Origin of the sequence: Achromobacter sp. JD417 (genome assembly GCF_041879325.1) — a bacterium.
GTDB lineage: Bacteria > Pseudomonadota > Gammaproteobacteria > Burkholderiales > Burkholderiaceae_B > Achromobacter > Achromobacter mucicolens.
In genome coordinates this window covers 1975329-1995120 of the sequence record NZ_CP087159.1, presented here as the reverse complement: position 1 = coordinate 1995120, position 19792 = coordinate 1975329, and the positions used below count along the sequence as shown (strand labels likewise).

The 19792-nt window shown below is 63.9% G+C and carries 17 protein-coding genes, 1 tRNA gene and 1 pseudogene; 3 read left to right on the top strand and 16 right to left on the bottom strand.

Going from position 1 to position 19792, the window contains the following annotated elements; genetic code table 11:
- Positions 1-165: 165 nt before the first annotated feature.
- Together LN047_RS09160 and LN047_RS09155 are read left to right on the top strand one after the other, a co-directional pair.
- Positions 166-1134: a homoserine kinase gene (locus LN047_RS09160; RefSeq protein ID WP_373981555.1), complete on the top strand. Its 969-nt coding sequence runs from the start codon at positions 166-168 to the stop codon at positions 1132-1134.
- Between the two features lie 64 nt (positions 1135-1198).
- A complete protein-coding gene (locus tag LN047_RS09155) occupies positions 1199-2002 on the top strand; it encodes a BPSS1780 family membrane protein (protein ID WP_056315756.1) in 804 nt (267 codons plus the stop codon).
- Between the two features lie 6 nt (positions 2003-2008).
- Here the strand turns inward: LN047_RS09155 and LN047_RS09150 are convergent.
- The 12 genes and pseudogenes from LN047_RS09150 to LN047_RS09095 form a co-directional block, all read right to left on the bottom strand.
- Positions 2009-2125 (bottom strand): annotated as a pseudogene (locus LN047_RS09150) (DUF192 domain-containing protein); the annotation flags it as partial.
- 113 nt (positions 2126-2238) lie between these two features.
- Entirely contained in the window at positions 2239-3111 is an 873-nt protein-coding gene (locus LN047_RS09145) for a type II secretion system F family protein (protein WP_373981554.1), read from the bottom strand.
- 12 nt (positions 3112-3123) lie between these two features.
- The gene (locus LN047_RS09140) at positions 3124-3969 is read right to left on the bottom strand and encodes a type II secretion system F family protein (protein ID WP_373981553.1); all 846 of its coding nucleotides are present in this window, start codon (positions 3967-3969) and stop codon (positions 3124-3126) included.
- Positions 3966-5669 (bottom strand): ATPase, T2SS/T4P/T4SS family, encoded by a 1704-nt coding sequence (locus LN047_RS09135; protein ID WP_373981552.1) that lies wholly within the window; start codon positions 5667-5669, stop codon positions 3966-3968. Before LN047_RS09135 ends, LN047_RS09140 begins: the two co-directional genes overlap by 4 nt.
- The gene (locus LN047_RS09130; protein ID WP_373981551.1) at positions 5656-7035 is read right to left on the bottom strand and encodes a type II and III secretion system protein family protein; all 1380 of its coding nucleotides are present in this window, start codon (positions 7033-7035) and stop codon (positions 5656-5658) included. The genes LN047_RS09135 and LN047_RS09130 overlap by 14 nt, the downstream gene beginning before the upstream one ends.
- Positions 7032-7835, bottom strand: a complete 804-nt coding sequence (cpaB, locus tag LN047_RS09125; RefSeq protein WP_373981550.1) for a Flp pilus assembly protein CpaB — start codon at positions 7833-7835, stop codon at positions 7032-7034. Before cpaB ends, LN047_RS09130 begins: the two co-directional genes overlap by 4 nt.
- A complete protein-coding gene (locus LN047_RS09120; RefSeq protein WP_373981549.1) occupies positions 7832-8566 on the bottom strand; it encodes a hypothetical protein in 735 nt (244 codons plus the stop codon). The genes cpaB and LN047_RS09120 overlap by 4 nt, the downstream gene beginning before the upstream one ends.
- A gap of 32 nt (positions 8567-8598) precedes the next feature.
- Positions 8599-9213 carry a TadE/TadG family type IV pilus assembly protein gene (locus tag LN047_RS09115; RefSeq protein ID WP_373982117.1) on the bottom strand — a complete coding sequence of 205 codons (615 nt, stop codon included), beginning with the start codon at positions 9211-9213 and terminating at the stop codon, positions 8599-8601.
- A complete protein-coding gene (locus LN047_RS09110; protein ID WP_373981548.1) occupies positions 9213-10613 on the bottom strand; it encodes a pilus assembly protein TadG-related protein in 1401 nt (466 codons plus the stop codon). Before LN047_RS09110 ends, LN047_RS09115 begins: the two co-directional genes overlap by 1 nt.
- A 14-nt stretch (positions 10614-10627) precedes the next feature.
- Positions 10628-10894 carry a hypothetical protein gene (locus LN047_RS09105; RefSeq protein ID WP_056315734.1) on the bottom strand — a complete coding sequence of 89 codons (267 nt, stop codon included), beginning with the start codon at positions 10892-10894 and terminating at the stop codon, positions 10628-10630.
- A 385-nt stretch (positions 10895-11279) separates the two neighbouring features.
- Positions 11280-13859: an autotransporter outer membrane beta-barrel domain-containing protein gene (locus LN047_RS09100; protein ID WP_373981547.1), complete on the bottom strand. Its 2580-nt coding sequence runs from the start codon at positions 13857-13859 to the stop codon at positions 11280-11282.
- Positions 13860-14708: 849 nt separating this feature from the next.
- Positions 14709-14846: a terminase small subunit gene (locus LN047_RS09095; protein ID WP_373981546.1), complete on the bottom strand. Its 138-nt coding sequence runs from the start codon at positions 14844-14846 to the stop codon at positions 14709-14711.
- A 140-nt stretch (positions 14847-14986) separates the two neighbouring features.
- On the opposite strand from LN047_RS09095, the gene LN047_RS09090 reads away from it, so the two are divergent.
- Positions 14987-15817 (top strand): putative phage abortive infection protein, encoded by an 831-nt coding sequence (locus LN047_RS09090; RefSeq protein ID WP_373981545.1) that lies wholly within the window; start codon positions 14987-14989, stop codon positions 15815-15817.
- A gap of 160 nt (positions 15818-15977) precedes the next feature.
- Here the strand turns inward: LN047_RS09090 and LN047_RS09085 are convergent, their stop codons facing one another.
- The 4 genes from LN047_RS09085 to rpoD all read right to left on the bottom strand — a co-directional run bounded on the left by LN047_RS09085 (position 15978) and on the right by rpoD (position 19371).
- Positions 15978-16211 carry a hypothetical protein gene (locus LN047_RS09085; RefSeq protein ID WP_373981544.1) on the bottom strand — a complete coding sequence of 78 codons (234 nt, stop codon included), beginning with the start codon at positions 16209-16211 and terminating at the stop codon, positions 15978-15980.
- Positions 16212-16606: 395 nt separating this feature from the next.
- Positions 16607-16822 carry a hypothetical protein gene (locus tag LN047_RS09080; RefSeq protein ID WP_373981543.1) on the bottom strand — a complete coding sequence of 72 codons (216 nt, stop codon included), beginning with the start codon at positions 16820-16822 and terminating at the stop codon, positions 16607-16609.
- Positions 16823-17017: 195 nt separating this feature from the next.
- A tRNA-Ile gene (locus LN047_RS09075) sits at positions 17018-17096 on the bottom strand.
- 7 nt (positions 17097-17103) lie between these two features.
- Entirely contained in the window at positions 17104-19371 is a 2268-nt protein-coding gene (rpoD, locus tag LN047_RS09070) for an RNA polymerase sigma factor RpoD (RefSeq protein WP_056315728.1), read from the bottom strand.
- Positions 19372-19792 lie beyond the last annotated feature (421 nt).

Genomic DNA, 19792 nt, shown 5'->3' with positions numbered 1-19792 from the left:
AAGGGGATGCGGTATTTTACGGTGCTTGGCGACATTGTGCCCGCCGGCCCCGGGCACCCGTGGCCGAATCGCTGCCGAAGGCCGCCCGCCATGTGGTCTAAAATTGCGGCGCCGCAACCCTGCACGCCCGTGCGCGCGTCCGTTCAACCCTCATACCGAAGATCCATGGCCGTATTCACCCCCGTATCCGATGACGACGCGCGCGCCCTGCTGGCGCATTTCGATCTGGGCGAGTTTGTCTCGCTTCGAGGCATTACGGCGGGTATCGAGAACACCAATTATTTCCTGCACACGACGCGTGGCGAATATGTCCTGACGCTGTTCGAGGTGCTGACGCACGCCCAACTGCCCTTCTACATCGAATTGATGTATCAACTGGCGGAACGCGGCATCCCGGTGCCGCAGCCGCAGACCCTGCGCGACGGCACCCGCCTGACCACCCTGCACGGCAAGCCTTGCGCCATCGTGTCGCGCCTGCCGGGAGGCTACGAGCCCGCCCCGGGGCCCGCCCACTGCGCGCTCGCCGGCGCCACACTGGCCCGCGCCCACGTCGCGGCGCAGGACTTCCCGATCCACCAGCCCAACCTGCGCGGGCTTTCCTGGTGGCTGGAAACGGCGCCGAAGGTCATGCCCTTTCTCAGCCCGGTCCAGGCCGAGCTGCTGACCTCGGAACTGGCCGCGCAGCAGGCCGCCGTCAAGACGCCCGCCTGGCAGGCCCTGCAAATCGGACCGGCCCACTGCGACCTGTTCCGCGACAACGTCCTGTTTGCAGGCACGTTCGAGAATCCGCTCATGGGCGGCATCATCGACTTCTACTTCGCGGGCTGCGACACCTGGCTGTTCGACGTGGCAGTCAGCGTCAACGACTGGTGCATCGAGCGCGACACAGGCGAATTCATCCCGGAGCTGGTCCAGGCCTGGCTGGCCGCGTACGCCTCGGTTCGCCCCTTCACCGACGCCGAGCGCGAAGTCTGGCCCCAGATGCTCAGGGCGGCAGCCTTGCGCTTCTGGCTGTCCAGGCTGTATGACTTCTTTCTGCCCCGCCCCGCGCAGACGCTCAAGCCGCACGACCCGCGCCACTTCGAAAGAGTGTTGCAAGCGCGCCACCGCTCGGAACTGCCCGTCTTGCCGTAATCGCTACGCCCCCCATAATGGGAATAGCGCCCCCTTTTTGAAAGATCTCCCCCTTCAGAGAGCCATGCAAGCAGCATTTCTACCCGCGACGTCCGGCTGGCTTTGGGTCCGCGACGGATTCCGCCTGTTCCGCAAGCAGCCCCTGGCCATGTTCACCTGGGCCATGGCCATTAGCCTGCTCGTCGTCTTTGCGTCGGCCACGCCGCCAGTCGGCCCGATGCTCGTCGTGGCCCTGATGCCCATCATCACGCTGATGACATTGTCCGCGTGCAAACATGTCGAGGCCGATCGCATCATGCTGCCCTCCATGTGGGGCAAGCCGCTGAAGCAGCCGGGCGTATTCCGCAAGCTCTTCCTGATGGGCGTGCTGTATGCCGGCCTTTGCCTGGTGATGGGCCTGGTCATCTTCCTGCCCTTCTCCGACGCCATGATGGAAGGCATGCGCATCGCCTCCGTCGAAAAAAGCATGGAACCGATCCTGTCAGCCATGGCCGTGCCGCTGATGCTGTTTGCGATCTGCTACGTGGTGATCGCGGCGCTGTTCTGGCATGCACCCGTGCTGGTCGCCTGGCACGGCCTGCGCCTGACCCAGGCCCTGTTCTTCTCCGGCATTGCCTGCTGGCGCAACAAGCTGCCGTTCCTGGTCTACGGGGTCTGCTGGATCATGGTCTTTCTGTTCATCGACCTGTGCGCCGGGCTGCTGGTCGCCGTCGGCTTGTCGCCGCAGATGGCCGGCACGCTGCAGATTCCGTTCAACATTGCCGCCGGTGGCGTGCTTTACTGCAGCTTCTATCCGGCCTACACCTCCGTGTTCGGCATCAATAGTTCCAGCACGCATCTCGACAACGGCAACGGCGCGCAGGCATAACGCCACCCGCCACGGCGCAAGCGCCCGGCGCAATCGCACAACCCGGCCGTCCCGGCCGATGAACGCCACGTCGATGGCATAACGCATGCCGAAGGTATGCACCGCGGCACAGGGAATCAGCATCACCCCTGTGCGCGGCCCGGGCGGGGCCCGCCCCAGCAACCCGCGCATCCGCCCCCACCACCCCTTTACCGTCAACAGCCGCAAGCGCCCCTGGCGCAACCGCGCGGGGCGGCTCATTGCACGCTCTGCAGCAACTGCATCGCGATGGGAAACGCCAGCACGATGAACGTGCACGGGAAGATGCAGCCGATCAACGGCAGCAGCATCTTCACCGGCGCCTGCATCGCCAGTTGCTCGGCCCGCGTATGGCGGTCGCTGCGGCACTGCGCCGCCTGCGCGCGCAAGACCGGCCCCAGGCTCGCTCCCAGTACCTCGGCCTGCGCCAGTGCTGCCGCCCAATTGCGCGCCAACGGGCTGTTGCTGCGCTCGGCCAAGGTCTTGATCGCCGCGGTTCGGGAAACGCCGGCGCGCATCTCGGCCAGCGCATCCGCCAGCGCGTCGCGCAACACGCCAGGCGGCCCGCTCTGCGCCGCCAAATGCAACGCGCCCTGCACGCTCAGTCCGGCCTCGACGCACAACGTCATCATGTCGAACACGAAGGGCAAGTCCCGTTCGATGGCGCGGCGCCGCTGCGAGCCCAGGCCTTTCAACCACGCCGCCGGCGCCACCCCGGCGGCCAGCGCCGCCGCAGCCGTCCAGAGCACCCACGACGCGGAGCCGGGTGGAGCAAGCGCCACCGCCACGGCGCCGGCCACGCCACCGGCAACGGCGGCCGCGCTACCGCACAACGCCGCGATGTGCGCATATCCGACTCCTGGCGGCAAGGCCGCCCGCGCTATCGCCTGGTTCAGCCGCAGTCGCCAGCGCCAGGCGCAAAGGGGACCCGCCAACGGCGCCACCGCCGCAATCCACGGCCATGCGGCGCGCCACCACCACGGCATCGCACGCTCGGCGTTCTGCTTCTGGCGCAGCAACGGACACAACAGCACCCACGCAAGCCAGGCCGTTCCCGCCGCCGTCGCCACCATGCCCACATAAAGCCACATCCCGCCCCCCTTTCAGATATCGATCCGCATGATCCGCCGGATCAGCAGCACACCCGCCGTCTCCAGCACCGCCACGATGGCCAGGACACCCCATCCCATCGGCGTATGCCACAACAGACTCATGATGTCGGGCTCCAGCTGGTCCAGCACCGCCAGCAGAAGCATGGGCAGCGCGCCCACGATCCAGGCTTGCAGCCGCCCCTGCGAGGTCAGCGCAAGCAGCTTCGCCTGCAACTGCAGGCGAGCCCGCAGTGTCTGCGCGATGCTCTCAAGGGCCTCGGCCAGGTTGCCGCCGGTTGTTGCCGCGATGCGCATGGCAGCCACCACCAGCGAGGTCGCGTCGGCCGGCATCCTGGCCTGCAGGTTGCCAAGCGCAACCTCCCATGGCACGCCGAGACGCTGTTCGCGCAGCATCAGGCCGAACTCCTGCGCCAGCGGCGCGCTGCTCTGTTCCACCACGTGGCGCAGGCCAGTCGTCATGGCAACGCCAGCCCGCAGCGCGGACGCCAGCATCAACAGTGCCATCGGTAATTGCGTTTCAAAGCGCCGCGCACGCCGCCGCCGCAATCCGTCAACGACCGACCGCGGCAGGCGCGAGGCCGCCAGTGCGAACAAGGCCGCCAGCAACGCGCTTCCGGTGGCCGAAAACGCGGCCGCCGCAGCGGCAACCCCGCAGACGATGGCGCCCGCCCACAGTTGGCGCGGGTCGATGAAGAGGAACACCTCGCTCAACCGCACACCCGCGTCCTGCGTGTAGACCTCGCGGTATCGCCGCAGCGCGGGCGCAAACCAGTTCTGTGCGCGCCACGCCAGCAACCCCGCGCACAGCATCGCGGCCGCCGCCGCAAGCCAGATCATGGCAAGCCTTGCGCAAAGGACGCAACGCCCGGCGCCTGGCCCGCCAAGTCCGAAAACCAGGTAGTGTCCAGGCTCACGCCCTTATCGGCCCAATCGCGCGCAAAGCTGGGCAGCGCGCCGCATCCCCGAAATCCGTGACTGCGGTCAAACCCAAACAAGTCCTGCAATTGGATGCGGCCGCTTTCCATGCCCGCCACTTCGACGATCGACGTGACCACGCGGCGGCCGTCCGCCAGTCGAGCCTGCTGCACGACCACGTCCACGCTGGCGGCAATGTGCTCACGGACCGCGGACAGCGGCAGGTCAAGCCCTGCCATGAGAATCATGGACTCCAGCCGGGCCAACGCGTCGCGCGGAGAGTTGGCATGCAGCGTCGTCAGGGAACCTTCGTGGCCCGTGTTCATGGCCGTCAGCATGTCGAACGCCTCGGCGCCGCGGCATTCGCCCACGACGATGCGGTCAGGCCGCATGCGCAGCGCGTTGCGCACCAGTTCGCGGATGTCGATTCGGCCTCTGCCTTCCTGATTGGCCGGCCGGGCCTCCAGCGCAACGAGATGCGCATGATTGAGCCGCAATTCCGCAGCGTCTTCGATCGTGACCACGCGCTCGCCGTCCGGAATCTCGTTCGACAGGATGTTCAGCAGCGTGGTCTTGCCCGCCCCCGTCCCCCCGGAAACGACCAGGTTCTTGCGCATCCGTACGCACAAAGCCAGAAACTGCGACATCGCGTCGCTCAGCGCGCCCAGCGCAATCAGATCGGGCATCTGCGGCCGACGCTGCGGAAACTTGCGTATGGTCAGGCTGGCGCCCTTCATCGCCACCGGCGGAATGATGGCGTGGACCCGCGAGCCATCGGGCAGCCGGGCATCGACCATCGGCGAGCTTTCGTCGATGCGGCGCCCCAAGGGCGTGACGATGCGTTCGATTACCCAGCGCACCGACTGTTCGCTGGTGAATGCGGCCTGCTCCCGCCACAGGCGCCCCGCACGTTCGACATAGATTTCGTCGTAGCGGTTGACCATGATTTCCGTGATGCCGGGGGCCGCAAGCAAGGGTTCCAAGGGCCCAAGCCCAACCGCTTCATCGAGCACCTCGCGGCACAGCGCCGCCTTGTCCGCATGGGGCGGAAGTTCGGCGTCCGTGGCAACGATCCCAACCAGAAGGCGCTCGGCTTCGGCGCGAAGCATGCCGTCGCTCATCCCCGCCACGTCGCGCCGTCGCAGGTCCAGCGCGCTCAGCAGGGCCGCGTGAAGACGTCGACGGTCGTGCAGCCGATGCGGGGCGCAGGGCGGAACAACTGGCGGCGCAATGCTCCGGTCATCCCCCATCGACCGGATTTCCGGTTGAGCCGGGTCTGATGGCACCGCATCCGCACCGTCAAGAGGCGAGGCGGCCTCGGCTTTCCGCATCGACACGCGCAGCCTGCAAGGCCCGATCAGGATCTCGTCCTGAGGCTGTACCGGCGCATGCCGCACGATCCGCACCCCATTCACCATCGTGCCTGCCAGCGTGCCCAGGTCTTCCAGGACGATTTGATCCGCTTCGCACAGAAGCCGCGCGTGCTGACGCCCGACTCTCCAGGTGGGAATCCGCAATCCGCACTGAACGCCCCTTCCGATCAGCACCGGCGCGCGCAGCGTGAGCTGCTGCTGCGCGGCGTCCTCGAAGGTCAGTTCAAGGGTCAGTTCAATGTTGAGCATCGCGCCCCTCCGGAAAAGGTGAATCGGCCTCGGCAGACGTCAGTCCCCACTGCGAACCCGCGCCCGAGTAGGGATCCCAACCGATCGCGTCCGAAGGAACCGCCGTCCCGAGGCGGGGAGGATCGGGAAACGCCGCCTGCAGCGTCTCTCGCCCGCGGCGTATGCGATCGGCCATGGCGGGCTCTGCTTGCGACACGATCTTGGGCGTCACGAAGATCGCCAGTTCGGTCTCGCGGCGTTGATAGCGGGTCGAGGAAAACAACGCGCCCAGGATCGGAATGTTGCGCAGCCCCGGCAGACCGCTGACGTCGGTGCCCTGCTCACGCGAAAGAAACCCGCCGATGACGAGCGTGTTGCCCGACCGCACGTTGAACTCGGTGGATGCGCGGCGCGTGCGCAGCGCCGGGCCGCCGGGAAGGCTGAGCGACGTGTCGACCGAACTGGCCTCCACCTCGATCAAGGACCGGATGACCCCATTGCGATCGATCCGCGGCGTGATGTTCAGCGACACGCCGTAGGGCTTGAACAGCGTGGTGGGATTGCCCCGTGCATCCGTGGAGGCATAGGGCACTTCCCCGCCGGCGAGAAACGTTGCGCTGGCGCCGCTGCGCGCCAGCAGCTGCGGTTGCGCAAGCATTACGGCTTCGCCCGTTTGCGCCAGCGCGGCAATACGCGCCGAAAGCAGCGCATTGACGCCGAAGTAGCCCGCGGCCGATGCGACCGGCGCGGCCGTCTCGATGATCTGCTCGCCAGGGCGTGTCATGCGGCTGCGCGATCCGCCATCCCACGCGAGACCCGCATTGAGGCCACCCAGCGTCATGCCATCCCAGCGCACGCCGAACTCCTGCAGCCGCGATGTGGGAATCTCGACCACCTGCACGTCCAGCAGCACCATGCGGTCCCATCCGACCTGACCCGTGAAATCCACGACGTCCGGATACCGGTCCACCAGCGCCGCAATGCGCGCGCGATCATCGTCGGACAGGTCATCGCCTTCGATGACGATGCGGCCGCCCACGTTCGAGCTGCGCGCCCCCGGGATCCGGGAGAGCAAACTCTGGACCTCCTCGCGCAGTTGGGGCGTGCCGGCAGGGACCACACGCAATTCGTAGGCTGCCACGCGATCGCGTCCTGCCCACACATGCACGGACGACACGCCTTCGGCTCGCGCAAACACCACGACCTCGCGCCCTTCCGCCGCCACGGCGCTGGCTACCTGACTGTTGCCGATGGCGACTCGCCGCACGCCGGGGTGCGGCAACACGCGCGTTTCGCCGACTTGCAGTTCCAGCGTCTGGGTGTTGGACCATGCAGGCAGACTGCACAGGCACAGCACGATGGCGAGCAAGCTTTGAATTCGGTTCATGGCCGCTCCGCGTCAAAGCCTGCCTGTGCATCCAGGCGATCACCGTAAACGATGGCGACACCGGGCCCGGGCTTGGGTTCGGCGTCCAGCCCCAAGAGGGAAGCCAGATCGCTTCGTGAAACGGGGTTTACGGACGCGGCGTCGTCGCGATGACGCAGCATTGCGGTCAGCACCCCAGCCTGCCGCGCGGCAATGAACCGCATGGCTTGGTCAGGCGTCGCGGCCAGGGTGATGTTGCCCGCGCCGTCGTCGCTCATGGCGGTCAGGACTCGCATGCCCTGCAGCACCGGGACGGTGAGTTCGCGTTGGCGATGATTGAACGTCACGTAGATATCGATGGCATCGCCGCCTTTGAGCATGTCTGCAAGCCCGCCAAGGTCTGCCGCGTTGACCGTGAACGCGCGCTGCCCCGCTTCAAGCCGCGCGGACAGCGAAGGCTGCGGCGGATCGTAAGTCATGAAGCTTCTCAGCAAGGGGTCCCCATGCGCCAGATCGGCAAGTAGCGTTGCGCCCAGCACGCTGCCCAGTTCCATCGGGTCGACGCTGGCGCCAGGCGCCCAGGGCTGCGGGATCTTGCGGACGGCCAGATGCACCTCTTCGAGCAATGTGCCGGCCGGCAGGTCATAGGCCGCCACGAGACGGCTGACCAGCGGCGTCTGCGCCTCGGCCTCCAGCGCCTGCACGCGCTGCTCGACGTGCTCGCGCACGGCCCATGCGGCGACCAGGCCCGCCAGCACCGCCAATCCATACACGCCGGTACGGCGCAACCGCTCGGCGCCGCGAATGATCCAGGGCTTCATGGCGCCCACCCAAGGGCTCGCAGCCCGCTGCCGCCTTCCACAGGCACCAGCCAAAGCTTCATCCGCTCCCGTTCTCGTGCCCACCATTGGCCTGCGCCTGCGGAGGGCGCGCCTCGCCCCGCGGTGGCCGCTGACGCCGCCATCGCGGCCCCCTCACTATCCGGGTCGCCCTGCGGCCGCCATCCCGTACGCCGCAATGCGGCATCAAGCAGTTCAGCCAGCTTGTGAGGCGGCAATGCGTACTGCCAGATCCGGTCGGAAACCTTGACGCCGGATTCCATCACGGCAACGTCCGACCTGACGCGCGCGCCCTTTGGCAGCCACCCCGGCAGATGCGCGGAGGGAGCCGCACGCACAGAAATCGCCGAGAGGCTGCCGACAGTACGATCCGCGCCCGCGTTTTCCAATTGGGCCACCCAACGCTCATCGCCGACGCGGCCGGACAGGATGAGTTGCCCCGGCAGCACGTGCAGATCCGCCAACGCAGGTTGCTGCGCGGCCAGCGTTCTGGCCACGGCCGATGGGCGCTGGGGCGCATCGAACACCCACACTTGCGCGGGCATGCCGTGCAGCCACAACCGATCCGCCATGCGTTCTCGCAAGGCGCCTTCGGGAAGCCGCAGGCGCTCCAGGCTGGACACGCCGCCTGATGCGCCCGCGCGTTCGGGCAACAGCATCAACGCACCGCACAGCCCGATGCCGACTGCAAGCAAGGCAGGACGGATTCGCATGCCCTGCCCTTCGCACACTTTTCGGACAAGATTCATCTTCCGCCCTCCGCACGCCCGCCAAGCCGATCACCAGGCAGCACATCCCCCCACGCGGAAAGCCAATCCCGCGACAGCGCCGGCCTCCCCCACGGCGCCTCTGCCTGGCTGACGGGTCGCTGCATCCTTACCGCCTCAGCCTGCGAGGTGCGGCTCGCTTGCAACCAGCCCGTTGGCGATGCCCCAATACGGCGTTGCGCATCCGCGTCGCCATGCGCATAGCCCGCGCCGTCTGCCACGCTGAGGTGACGCGAGACCGGCAGTCCAAACATGACATTGCCCGGCGGCGGCAGCGAACGCACTTGCACGGACAGCAGACGCATTGCCGCGCCAAACCATTCATCCTGCAATGCGCCGCCCCGCGCAATGGAAGATCCAAGCCAGCGTTGGGCGCGGCCTTCCACGTCCATCCGCGCCGGCGCGCGAAGCGTCGCGACCGGCTGCCCCAACGCCGCCGCCATGGCGGCCTGACGACTAACCTGGGTCGTGCGCTGTGCCGAAAACTGCATCGCGCCGATATCCAAGACCGCCCACAGCAACACGGTCAAAAACGGCAACATCAATAGCGCCTCGACCACCGCCTGTCCTTGTTCGTTTGATCCGCGTTGCATCACGGCAGCCTCCTGGCCAATGCTTCCTCTTGCGGCGTGACTGCGGAAAGGCGAGCCTGCCAATAGGGCCGGAAAAGCGTGGCGAGCTCCAGGCGCCCGTCGGCGCGCCGCTCCGGCCGGGAAAAGTAGGTCTCGGCAGCCGTACTGACGGTGATGGCGCCCGTTCGGCCCAGTGCGGCATATCGGAACTGACCGATCGGCGCCGACACAGCGCTGCTGGCATCCGTGGTTTTGACGACGGACGATTGCAGGCCAACCGCCACGGCGAAACGCAAGGGCTCGGCAAGACGCTTGGACGCAACTTCCCGGTAGACGGGCAAGCCGCCGCCGGGCCACCGGCGCACCCCAGCCATTGCGTAGGAGTTCGCCATGGGGTTGTTGGCTCCGTCAAAGATGTTCCAGGACGTGGCGTGCTCCACCCATCGCCAGAAGTCTTCCTGCGAGAAGTCTGCGGGCGGATCTTCGACGAATTCCACGTCGTCGGGCGCACGGCTTTTATTGCCCTGGACGGTGCCCCACCCCATCGCGTATTCGCGGAAGTAGCAGCCAATCCAGCGGTTCGAGCGCAGGGCATGGTAGGACTGCGTGTCCAACGCGCCCCAATGGCCATCCGGCCCAAGCCAGGTCGAGCCGCGCCGCCGGAGTTCGTGCCGAAGCCACGGACACCGGGTGCTGACCACCCAAGGGTTGCGTAGCGTCGTGTTGCGGCGGTCCAGGAAACCATAGCGGGCCACTGCGCTTTCAATAGCCGGCCGCAGGCCGGCCTTGCGTGTGGCGGCTTGGCGCTCCGTGAAACCCGGCCAGCCGTCCGTCAACACACGCAGATCCAGCGGCGAGGCCCCGGATGCATCGTCCCGGCCAGTCTTGCCAAACGCGGGATAGTTGGCAGCCAGCACCTCGCGCATGACACGATCCCGAGACATGATGAAATCGCCGGTAATCGCTCGCGCCGCGGCTTCCAGCACCTGATGCACGACGCGATCATGCTGCGCGAACGCGCGCGCCAGACGGCTTTCGGCGTCCGTAGGGGCCTGCGCCCCTTGGTAGGACGCCCCGGCAGCCGGCCCGAATAGCATCGCGATCAGGCCGGCTGGCGGATTGCCGCGCCGACGCTGCGATTGCAACGCATCAAGGTATTGCGCTGACGCCCCTAGCGTCACCAGATGCGCCATCGCGACCTGATGCGCGATCTGGCTGCGATTCACGTAGGCGATGGCATTGAGCGCGCGCGCCTGCATGAGCGCACCGCTGTAGGCCGACGCATCCGCGGCGTGGGTCAGGCGGCTGCGCGCTTCGACCGTCTGGCCAACGTTGTACAGGACGACGAGCGACGCCACGCCGACGGCAGCGACCATCAAACCCAGGACCAGGGCTTGGCCCCGTTGGTGATCGTCGAACATGGATGGCGGCGCGTTCAATTCGCGATCTCGGCGTTGCCGGTAAATGACTTGAGCGACCGCGCCTTGGTCTGGGCCGCCGCCTTTTGGGCCGCCTGCTGCGCCGCTTTGGATTGCGTGCTGCCGTCTTCGCCGGCAAGCTCGCGAGCCATGGCTGCCGTCTGCGAACGCACGACCTGTCCGAAGTACTGATAAACCGCGATCGCCGCCACGGCGACCAGCGCGACGACAACGATGTACTCCGTCATCCCCTGTCCCAGTTGGCGCTTTCGATGCCCCCACATATCTGCTCTCCCGTGCATTGAATGTGGAGGCCAGTGTCGCCAGCGGGCGGCGGGCGGACAATTCGTGGATGCCGAGACGGACAAATCCGCGCACGCCCCCTTGACGCATGTGCATGCCTCGAAGGTCCTGCGCCAATGACGTTCCCACCCCTTTTTTGGCAAGGGTTTCCCCTATTGCCGGGCTGAAGTCCGAGCAGTAGATTGGAGTTGCCGGGCTGTCTGACACCCATCGCGTGCGAAGCCGGGCAGGAGCGCCTCAGACTCATCTTGAGCTGGGGCGCTCTTCCATTTGGAGACGCTTTCCTAGTAGGTGCGTTCCTGGTCGCGGGTGCTCGTTTCCCTGCCGGTCACGGTTCCAACACGACGTTGCGATCTAAGCTGGCCCCTACCACTGCACGCGAAAGCCGATCATGCCGCCCACGGAGTGGTTGTCGCTCATGTTGTTGGTGGCGCCGGCCACGCTCAGGTTTCCATAAACGCCGTAGCGCCCTTTGTTCCATTGGTAGGTCCCGCCAACGCCAAGTTCGGCCCACAGCCGCTCGTCCCGGCTTCGAAAGGACACGCCCGCCACGTTGACGTTCGTGCCATTCATGAACTCGTTGTACAGATTGGCGATGGCGTACACATGCGTTTGCCCGGCCGCCCCTTGCGCAACGGAGCGTTCAGGTTCGTAATCGAGCGACACGCCCAGACGTCCGATCAGACTGTCGCCATCGTCAAGCCGCACCTTGGCGCCGAATGGGTCCGTAAAGCTGTCGAAGTCGACGCGAGACCGAATCAACTGCGCCTGCGGCGTCAGCGAAAAGCCCTTGCCGATGTCATGGCGATAGCCTGTCTCCACCGAGATGGCGAAGCCGTCTCCATTGTTTCCCTTCACCTCGTCGCGCCCGATCGTGCGCGACGAGATGTCGCTGTCGAACCACATGGCCTGCAATTGTCCGTCCACGTAGAACCCGCTGGCGCCGTACCAGGTCAGGCTGGCGCCCACGCCCGTGCCAGTCGTGTCGATCTTGCCCCGGCCATACGGAGACGCGATATCGGCCGACGCGTTGCCATGAGAAAGATTGACGCCAGCCACCAGCATCGAACCATCTGGCTGGCGGTTTGCGACGACGTCAATGCCCGTTTGCAGCTTCCACAGGTCGATATCCCGGCTCGACTTCGTCGCCGACTGTGCCGGGCGCATCGAACTGGTGGCGCCTTGGATGCGGGCCCACCCCCCGAATTTGTCCTCGGCCGCGGGCTGACCGTCAGTCCGCCAGAACCGGTTTCCGACGCGTTGCTGCAACGTCGGCAACGTATTGAGGGAAGCGAGCACCTGGGGATACTGCTCATAAAGCGGTATGCCCGGCTGATAGCGTGGCCCCTCTTCGGGACTTCCGGGAATTTCCTCCACCGGCGCGCCCGGCCCGGGTTCGGGTTCGGGTTCGGGCTCTGGATCAGGTCCCGGCCCTGGCTCCGGTTCGGGAGCCGTCTCCGGTTCCTTGAATTCGGATACGAGATACCAGTGACCGTCCGTGGGCGTATTGCTGCCGCCGTGTTGCAGCGTGTACGCATACGCGCCGGCAATCACGGCTTGCTGACCGTTTTCGGCCCGATAATCGCCCCGAAGGTTGAACGCGCTCGCAGGCGACGCGCCGCCGACCTCAATGACGCGAATGCCATTTACCGTCTGCGCCCCGCTGCCATTCAAATTGGTGACCTTGACGGCCGTACTGCCCGCGACATTGCCCGTCACAACCAGTTTGTCGGTAGGGGACGCGTCATTGCCAAGCACCGTCTCCAGCTGCAACAGCGAACCGCTGCTGCCCGTGTAGTTCCCACTGATGGTCAGCGTGCCCAGCGAGGCCCCGGGCGATACGGAGCCTGCATTGACGACACTGCCCACCCGTCCGCGCCCTTCCAACGTACCGCCAGAGAGAATCTGCATCGCCGCGCCCGACAGGTCGCGATTGACCTGCAGAATGCCCGCACCGCCTATTTGCGCGGCGCCCGAGAAGTCCCCGTGGTCCGCATTCAGGATGGTGCGACCCGCCATCGCCTCCAGCCGCCCGCCCCCGACCAATCCGGTATTGGAGCCTGCTGCATTGTTGGCACCGTTGTTGATCGTCGCGTCGAAAACATAACTGGAAGACGTGTGATTGAAAATCACGCGGCCGTCGCCTGGGCCAAATGAAACACGCGGGGTTTCCAGCGTGCCAGGCGCGACCGGCGCAGCGCCCACATCGCTGCCGATGACAAGTTTGCCGATCCCGGAAGCTGTCGTCCCCATCACCGCGCCCGGGGCAGTCACCTGCCCGCCATCCGAGATCGTCAAGCTGCCAGTGCCGAACGAGCCAATCTGAATGGATGATCCGGAAAGCCACCGGGAATTGGCCCCGCGGACTGTGACGTCTCCCTTGCCGCCAACGACGCCGATGGATCCCGAGCCCGTCGAAACGTAGCCCCCGTCCAAGATGTTCAAACGTCCCTCGCCCGACATCCCGACGTAGAGCAGCTGGTTGTTGATCCATTGCGATCCGGCGCCAGTGATGTTCACAACACCTACGCCGTCGTCGAATTCCCCGAGAACGGCGCGCTGACTCTGGACCACGCCACCGCTGGCCACCGTCAGTGTCCCTGCTGCACTCCAGCCAACATTCAGCGTACTCAAGCTGTTGGCGGACACTTCCCATCGCGCGTTTGGTCCGGTCACCGACACCACCCCGGCACCGCCGAAAACACCTCCCAGGTAAGCATCCGGGCTATTCACCAGACCGCCACTCAACACGTTCAACGTACCGGCTCCCGTATTTCCAACCAAGAGGGGGCCGTTCGTGTTCCAAGGCGAAGCCTGAGTTCCCGGAACGGTTACCGTCTGCCCACTCTCGATTGTGATCTGAGCGACCGATACCCAAGGAAATGCCAGGAGGGGGAGCAGCGACGAACGGGACAGTACGCCGGCGGGCAGAGCGTTGTTTTTCATGAAACTTCCTCCGATCGAGCTTCGGTATCAGCACATGCCAAACATCAGACGGGGCGGATGGACCCTCCCCTCATCGCCCACAGCCACGAGCGGTTTTGAGGATTATTGGGGAATAGTCCTTTTGGATGAGGAAGTGTTACGCGGGGTTACCAATCAGGAATGGGACCGCGGCACGGCCCGCGCAGCCTCACGTCCAACCGTGGCCTGGAAATGAAAACAGCCGCCATTGCTGGCGGCTGCGGTACCTGGTGTCAGGATTTCTTTGGTAGGCCCCCGAGAGTCGAACTCGGCACCAACGGATTATGAGTCCACGGGCTCAAACTGCGCCTGGATATGACGCATTGATTTTTTGGGGCTAACGATTCGCGCCAACTGTGCGGGGCTCGTCGGTCTGCGCCTGCTGTGGCGCATACCCCACACCATCTCTCCACGACAACTGGAATCACAATCCGGCGCAATTGTTAGGCTCTTCGCGGGTTTCAGCGCGAAACTGGTGGCGTGAACCTGAAATTTATCCAATGTTTCATGCGATTCTCCAGGGAGCCGCCCACTGCGAATTCGGGTCTCATTAGTTACGGACCCAATCTGATAGTCCCGGCCACGTCGAGGCGAGTCGCCCGTACCTAGATGAAATGCCGGCCATGCATACCAGGCCCACCCCTAACTTCCAGCCCGAGCTGTTCGACACGATTCCGACGATAAGTCGCGCCTCCTTGAACTGCTGACTCAGATCTATGTTGAACCCGTTCCTCAACTTCGGCAGCGCCTGCCCTCCACAAACGACTGATCCTATACTGCTCCTTCAGGTCTTCTCGGTGCGCTAGGCGCGCTTGAATCGCTTTGGCGATTTCAGATTTCTTTAGGGTACTCATTGCCGGTTTGCCCAGCAGGCTTTTGGCTGTACCCCGCCCTTATCGCCGCTTGCGTGGCATTGAGGTCGACGAGGCACTCATCCACGAAGCGGCGGTGTTTGTATGCCAGCGCCATATTGAATATATTCCCGCTGTGTCAGCTTCTTACAAATAAAAATGCATCCCACATCCCAGCGGCAGCGAGCCAAAGTCGCGAAAACTCGCCGGTTGATCTTGCTCTTTCTCGCGTTCCCCGCGACGGTGGCGACGTTCGCCATGGGGCTATTCATCTATAAGTTTCATGGCCGGTCGCTCTCTACAGAAACCGGGGATTGGGGCACGTTTGGCGACTTTCTGGGAGGAATTGTCAATCCCATCGCAGGCCTTGTGACAATCGTGTTACTCGTACTCACACTACGCTCGCAACAGGACGAGCTGGAGGAGCAGCGCAGGCAGCTTGCCAAGCAGGCCTTCGACCAATCCTTCTTTGGCTGGACGAGCAGCTACCGAGAATTGATTGCAGAGTTGCAGCACGGTGCCGGCAATGAGGATGACCCTCGCAAGGAAGGTGTAGTTGCGCTGGACGCGATCATTCGAGGCTGCGCCCTCAATGACTTTCAGACTAAGACGTTGATAGAACAGTATCAAGCTGCCACTAAAGCGGAGCAAGACAGACTTAGATCCGAGCAAAAGATCGAGGCCGCAGATCGATGGAAGCGCGTATTCTCCTCGAATGAGCCTCAGCTAGGCGCACTTGTTAGAACGCTCTATTCCTTGCTGAGGTGGATAGATTCGCATCCGAATGTCAGTTGGGCTGAAAAGTGGGATGCCGTGTCGATCTTACGAGCTCGGCTTTCGGGCCCAGAACTACGAGCTATTTTTTTCAACGGTTTTCTACCTGAGGGAAGAAAGTTCAACGAATACGTCCGTCGTTATGCGCTGTTGGATAATTTGCCGCTCGTTGGCCACAATCGCATCAAACTAGCTATGCACCTCGACCTCCACCCCTTTGAACGAGCGAGCTTCGATTCTGACCTGGCCAGGACTGAACTTTTCAAGTCGAACGCAGTGGAGCCGTTATCTGCACCGGCTCACTCACCAGTCTAGGACCGTAAGACTACTGAGTTGGGGTCAAACCCAAACAAGGGACCGCAAGTCTTGGCGAATCCGGGGGCGTTTTATCGCACCCTGGCCCCTGCTCTCTGGAAACAAAAAGCCGCCCGAAGGCGGCAGCGCCTTACTTCATGCTCGGCAAATTTTCCAGTTATTAATAGCTTCGTTGGTCGGCTTCCGGAAGCTCTTGCACCTCTTCCCAGCCATCGTCGGTCAAAGTTCCGTCATACAACTGGCGAGCACGCCAAGCACTTCCATCATCCGCAATAGCATAAAGCCACAATCCAGAGCGCCCGTCCTCTTTGAGAGGAACAATAGAGACGAATTTTCTGCGCATACTGCCTTCCGATGAGTTATGGGAAAAAGCCATTATCACCGGCACGCGCATGCGGGGCAAACCGCAAAGTCATCCCGAAAACCAATTTCCTACGGGCGCATTTGCCCGGGGAAATTATTGCACTCTGCGTGGCGCTTCACTACTGGCGCATGTCGCACTTTCTCCGTCCACGAGTACAGCGCAAACGAGCCTCGTTCGCCCGCCTCCAGCTTGTCCAGAGTCCCCCCACTTTCCTACAGGTCGGGTACCCGCTGGACTTCCGTCCGAATGCGACGCCGGTCATTGCCCTCAGCGCGAGGATCCACGTATCGGATCAAGTCTTGCATACGAAACTGTCGCCCCGGATATGTGGCCAACAGGTCAATCACTTGCTTCGCGTACTTCACGCGAGCCTCTTTTCGACCTGGACGCGGAACAGGCCTAGGTACAGCTTGTATTCGGTTCGGTCAGCGCCACGCCGGTAGTGTTGGTGATCCAACCCAGCGCCGCATCCCCCGGGCCGCGCGCGTCCAGGTGGCGGACATGGCGTTCTTCTGGTGACACCCGGCGATGACGATCATCCGCTCGTGCCAGGGTAGCTCCGCGTGCACGGCCTCGACAACCTGCGCGAAGTCATAGTTGTTGGGTCGGTGGTCGTCTGTCCAGGACACGTAGGCCTCCATGTTGCCCACCGTGACGCCGAACCGGGACCAGTGGGCCCAGTTCCACAAAAAATCATCGCCCGTCAGCCAGCACCAAGCGCTACGCGCACTTGGCCACTGAAGCCATCAAAACGGCGCACAGCCAGATTGGCAAAAAATCCCCCACACAAAAGAAAACGCGGGCTGCATGAACTTCATGCAAACCCGCGTCATTCTTGGTAGGCCCCCCGAGAGTCGAACTCGGCACCAACGGATTATGAGTCCGCTGCTCTAACCAGGCATGAGCTAGAGGCCCAGGAAATTTACTGCCCTTCCAGGAAGCTCTTCAGCTTGTCGGCCCGGCTGGGGTGACGCAGCTTGCGCAGCGCTTTAGCCTCTATTTGGCGGATGCGCTCGCGCGTGACGTCGAATTGCTTGCCCACTTCTTCCAGGGTCTGGTCGGTGCTCATTTCGATGCCGAAACGCATGCGCAGGACCTTGGCTTCACGCGGGGTGAGAGAGTCTAGCACTTCCTTGACGACGTCGCGCATCGAACCATGCAGCGCCGCATCCGAAGGCGCCAGCGTGGACGTGTCTTCGATGAAATCGCCCAGGTGCGAATCGTCGTCGTCACCGATGGGCGTTTCCATGGAGATCGGTTCCTTGGCGATCTTCAGGATCTTGCGGATCTTGTCCTCGGGCATGTCCATCTTTTGCGCCAGGGTCGCGGGATCCGGCTCGGCGCCGGTTTCCTGCAGGATCTGGCGGCTGATGCGGTTCATCTTGTTGATCGTTTCGATCATGTGAACCGGAATACGGATGGTGCGCGCCTGGTCGGCGATGGAACGCGTGATGGCCTGACGGATCCACCACGTTGCGTAGGTCGAGAACTTGTAGCCGCGGCGGTATTCGAACTTGTCCACGGCCTTCATCAGGCCGATGTTGCCTTCCTGGATGAGGTCGAGGAACTGCAGGCCACGGTTCGTGTACTTCTTGGCGATCGAGATCACCAGACGCAGGTTGGCCTCAGTCATTTCGCGCTTGGCCTTGCGAGCCTTGGCTTCGCCGGTGGCCATGCGCTTGTTGACGTCCTTCAGGTCCTTCAGCGGCAGCACGACGCGCGTTTGCAGGTCGATCAGCTTTTGCTGCAGTTCCTGCACGGCGGGAATCTGGCGCTCCAGCGTTTCGGCGTACGGATGGCCGGCGGCCACTTCGTCGACGACCCACTGCAGGTTGGTTTCGTTACCGGGGAACACCTTGATGAAGTGCAGGCGCGGCATGCCGGCACGGTCCACACACGTGTGCAGGACAGCGCGCTCGAGCTGACGCACTTCTTCAACCTGGTTGCGCAGCGTGTCGGCCAGCTTTTCCACCATCTTGGCGGTGAAGCGGATGCCCATCAGTTCGTTCTGGATCGATTCCTGGGCCCGCACGTAGATGTCCGACTTGTAGCCGTCCTTCTCGTACGACAGGCGCATCTTGTCGAACTGCTTGCCCACTTCGTCGAACTTGGCCAGCGCCTTGACGCGAAGGTCTTCCAGCTGCTTGCTGGACATGCCGCCGGCGGGGCCGTCGTCGCTTTCGTCTTCATCGGCGGTGACGCCGGCGCCGGCGTATTCTTCGCCGTCTTCCGGATCGACCAGGCCGTCGACGACTTCGTCGATCTGCGCCTGTCCCTCACGCACGCGCGTGATGTGGGCCAGGATTTCGTTGATGGTGGTCGGGCAGGCCGAGATGGCCATGACCATGTGCTTCAGGCCGTCTTCGATACGCTTGGCGATCTCGATTTCGCCTTCGCGGGTCAGCAGCTCGACCGAGCCCATTTCGCGCATGTACATGCGGACCGGGTCGGTGGTGCGGCCGAAATCGGAGTCCACGGTGGTGAGTGCGGCTTCGGCTTCGTCTTCGACGTCGTCGTCGTTGGACGCAACCGGCGCGTTCTCGCTCATCAGCAGGGTTTCGGCGTCGGGGGCCTGGTCATAGACCGCGATACCCATGTCGCTGAACGTGCTGATGATGCCGTCGATGGCTTCGGCATCGACCAGGTCGTCGGGCAGATGGTCGTTGATTTCGCCGTACGTCAGGTAGCCGCGGTCCTTGCCCAGCTTGATCAGCTGCTTCAGGCGATTGCGGCGCGCTTCGTATTCTTCCGGCGTGACGGGGCCACGGGCGATCAGGTCCTTGGGATCGGCCTTGCCGCGTTTGCCGCCGCGCTTGGGCGGCTTCAGATCGGGCAGGACTTCGCCTTCGCCGTCCATCGGATCGTCGAAACCGTCGGAGTCGTTGTTGGCGTTCTTGGCGGGGCGGCCCGGACGGCGGCCGCTCGGCGCGGGACGCGCGCTGCCGACCAGGTCGGCCAGTTTGTCTTCGGCTTTCTTGGCGCGGGCCTTCGTCACCTTTTCGGGCTTGTCCGCGGCAACTGCCGTTTTGGCCGCCTTTTTGGCGGCCGTCTTGGCGGCAGGCTTGGCGACCTTCACCGCCGTCTTGGCGGGCGCTTTTTCCGCGGCCATGCTGACGGCGCGTTTGGCCGCCACAGCCTTGGTTTCGGCCGCATCAATTGCAGAGGAGGATTTGCCGGTGGATTTGGTCATAGTCGCTTCCGTGGTCGTCGCAACCCGTTCGGGCTTGTTGCACCGCATAACGCCGCGCCGGATACGGATCCGGGGCGGCATGGAATACGGGTAAATCTGGTGGATCGGCGAAGATCACGCGGCTGCGTTGTTCGCAGCACCGGCTCTTGCGAGCCCGTCTGGCGACGTCTCCGGTTCTTGACCGTTCTGACGCCCGACGTGCATGACCTCATTCAACGGCGGGTTCCGGACGTTGGGGGGGCTGCCTGCCTATAAATAGGCTTTGCTCGCTTATCGGGCCATTGCCCCAAGCAGCTACGTATACACAGCACCCAAACCACTCACGCCACGCGGAGTTACCGCCGCTGAACTGCTTTTGATCCACCGCTCAGCTATATTAATTAACGATGTAACAATTTTGACGCACGCGTCCCGTTTCTAA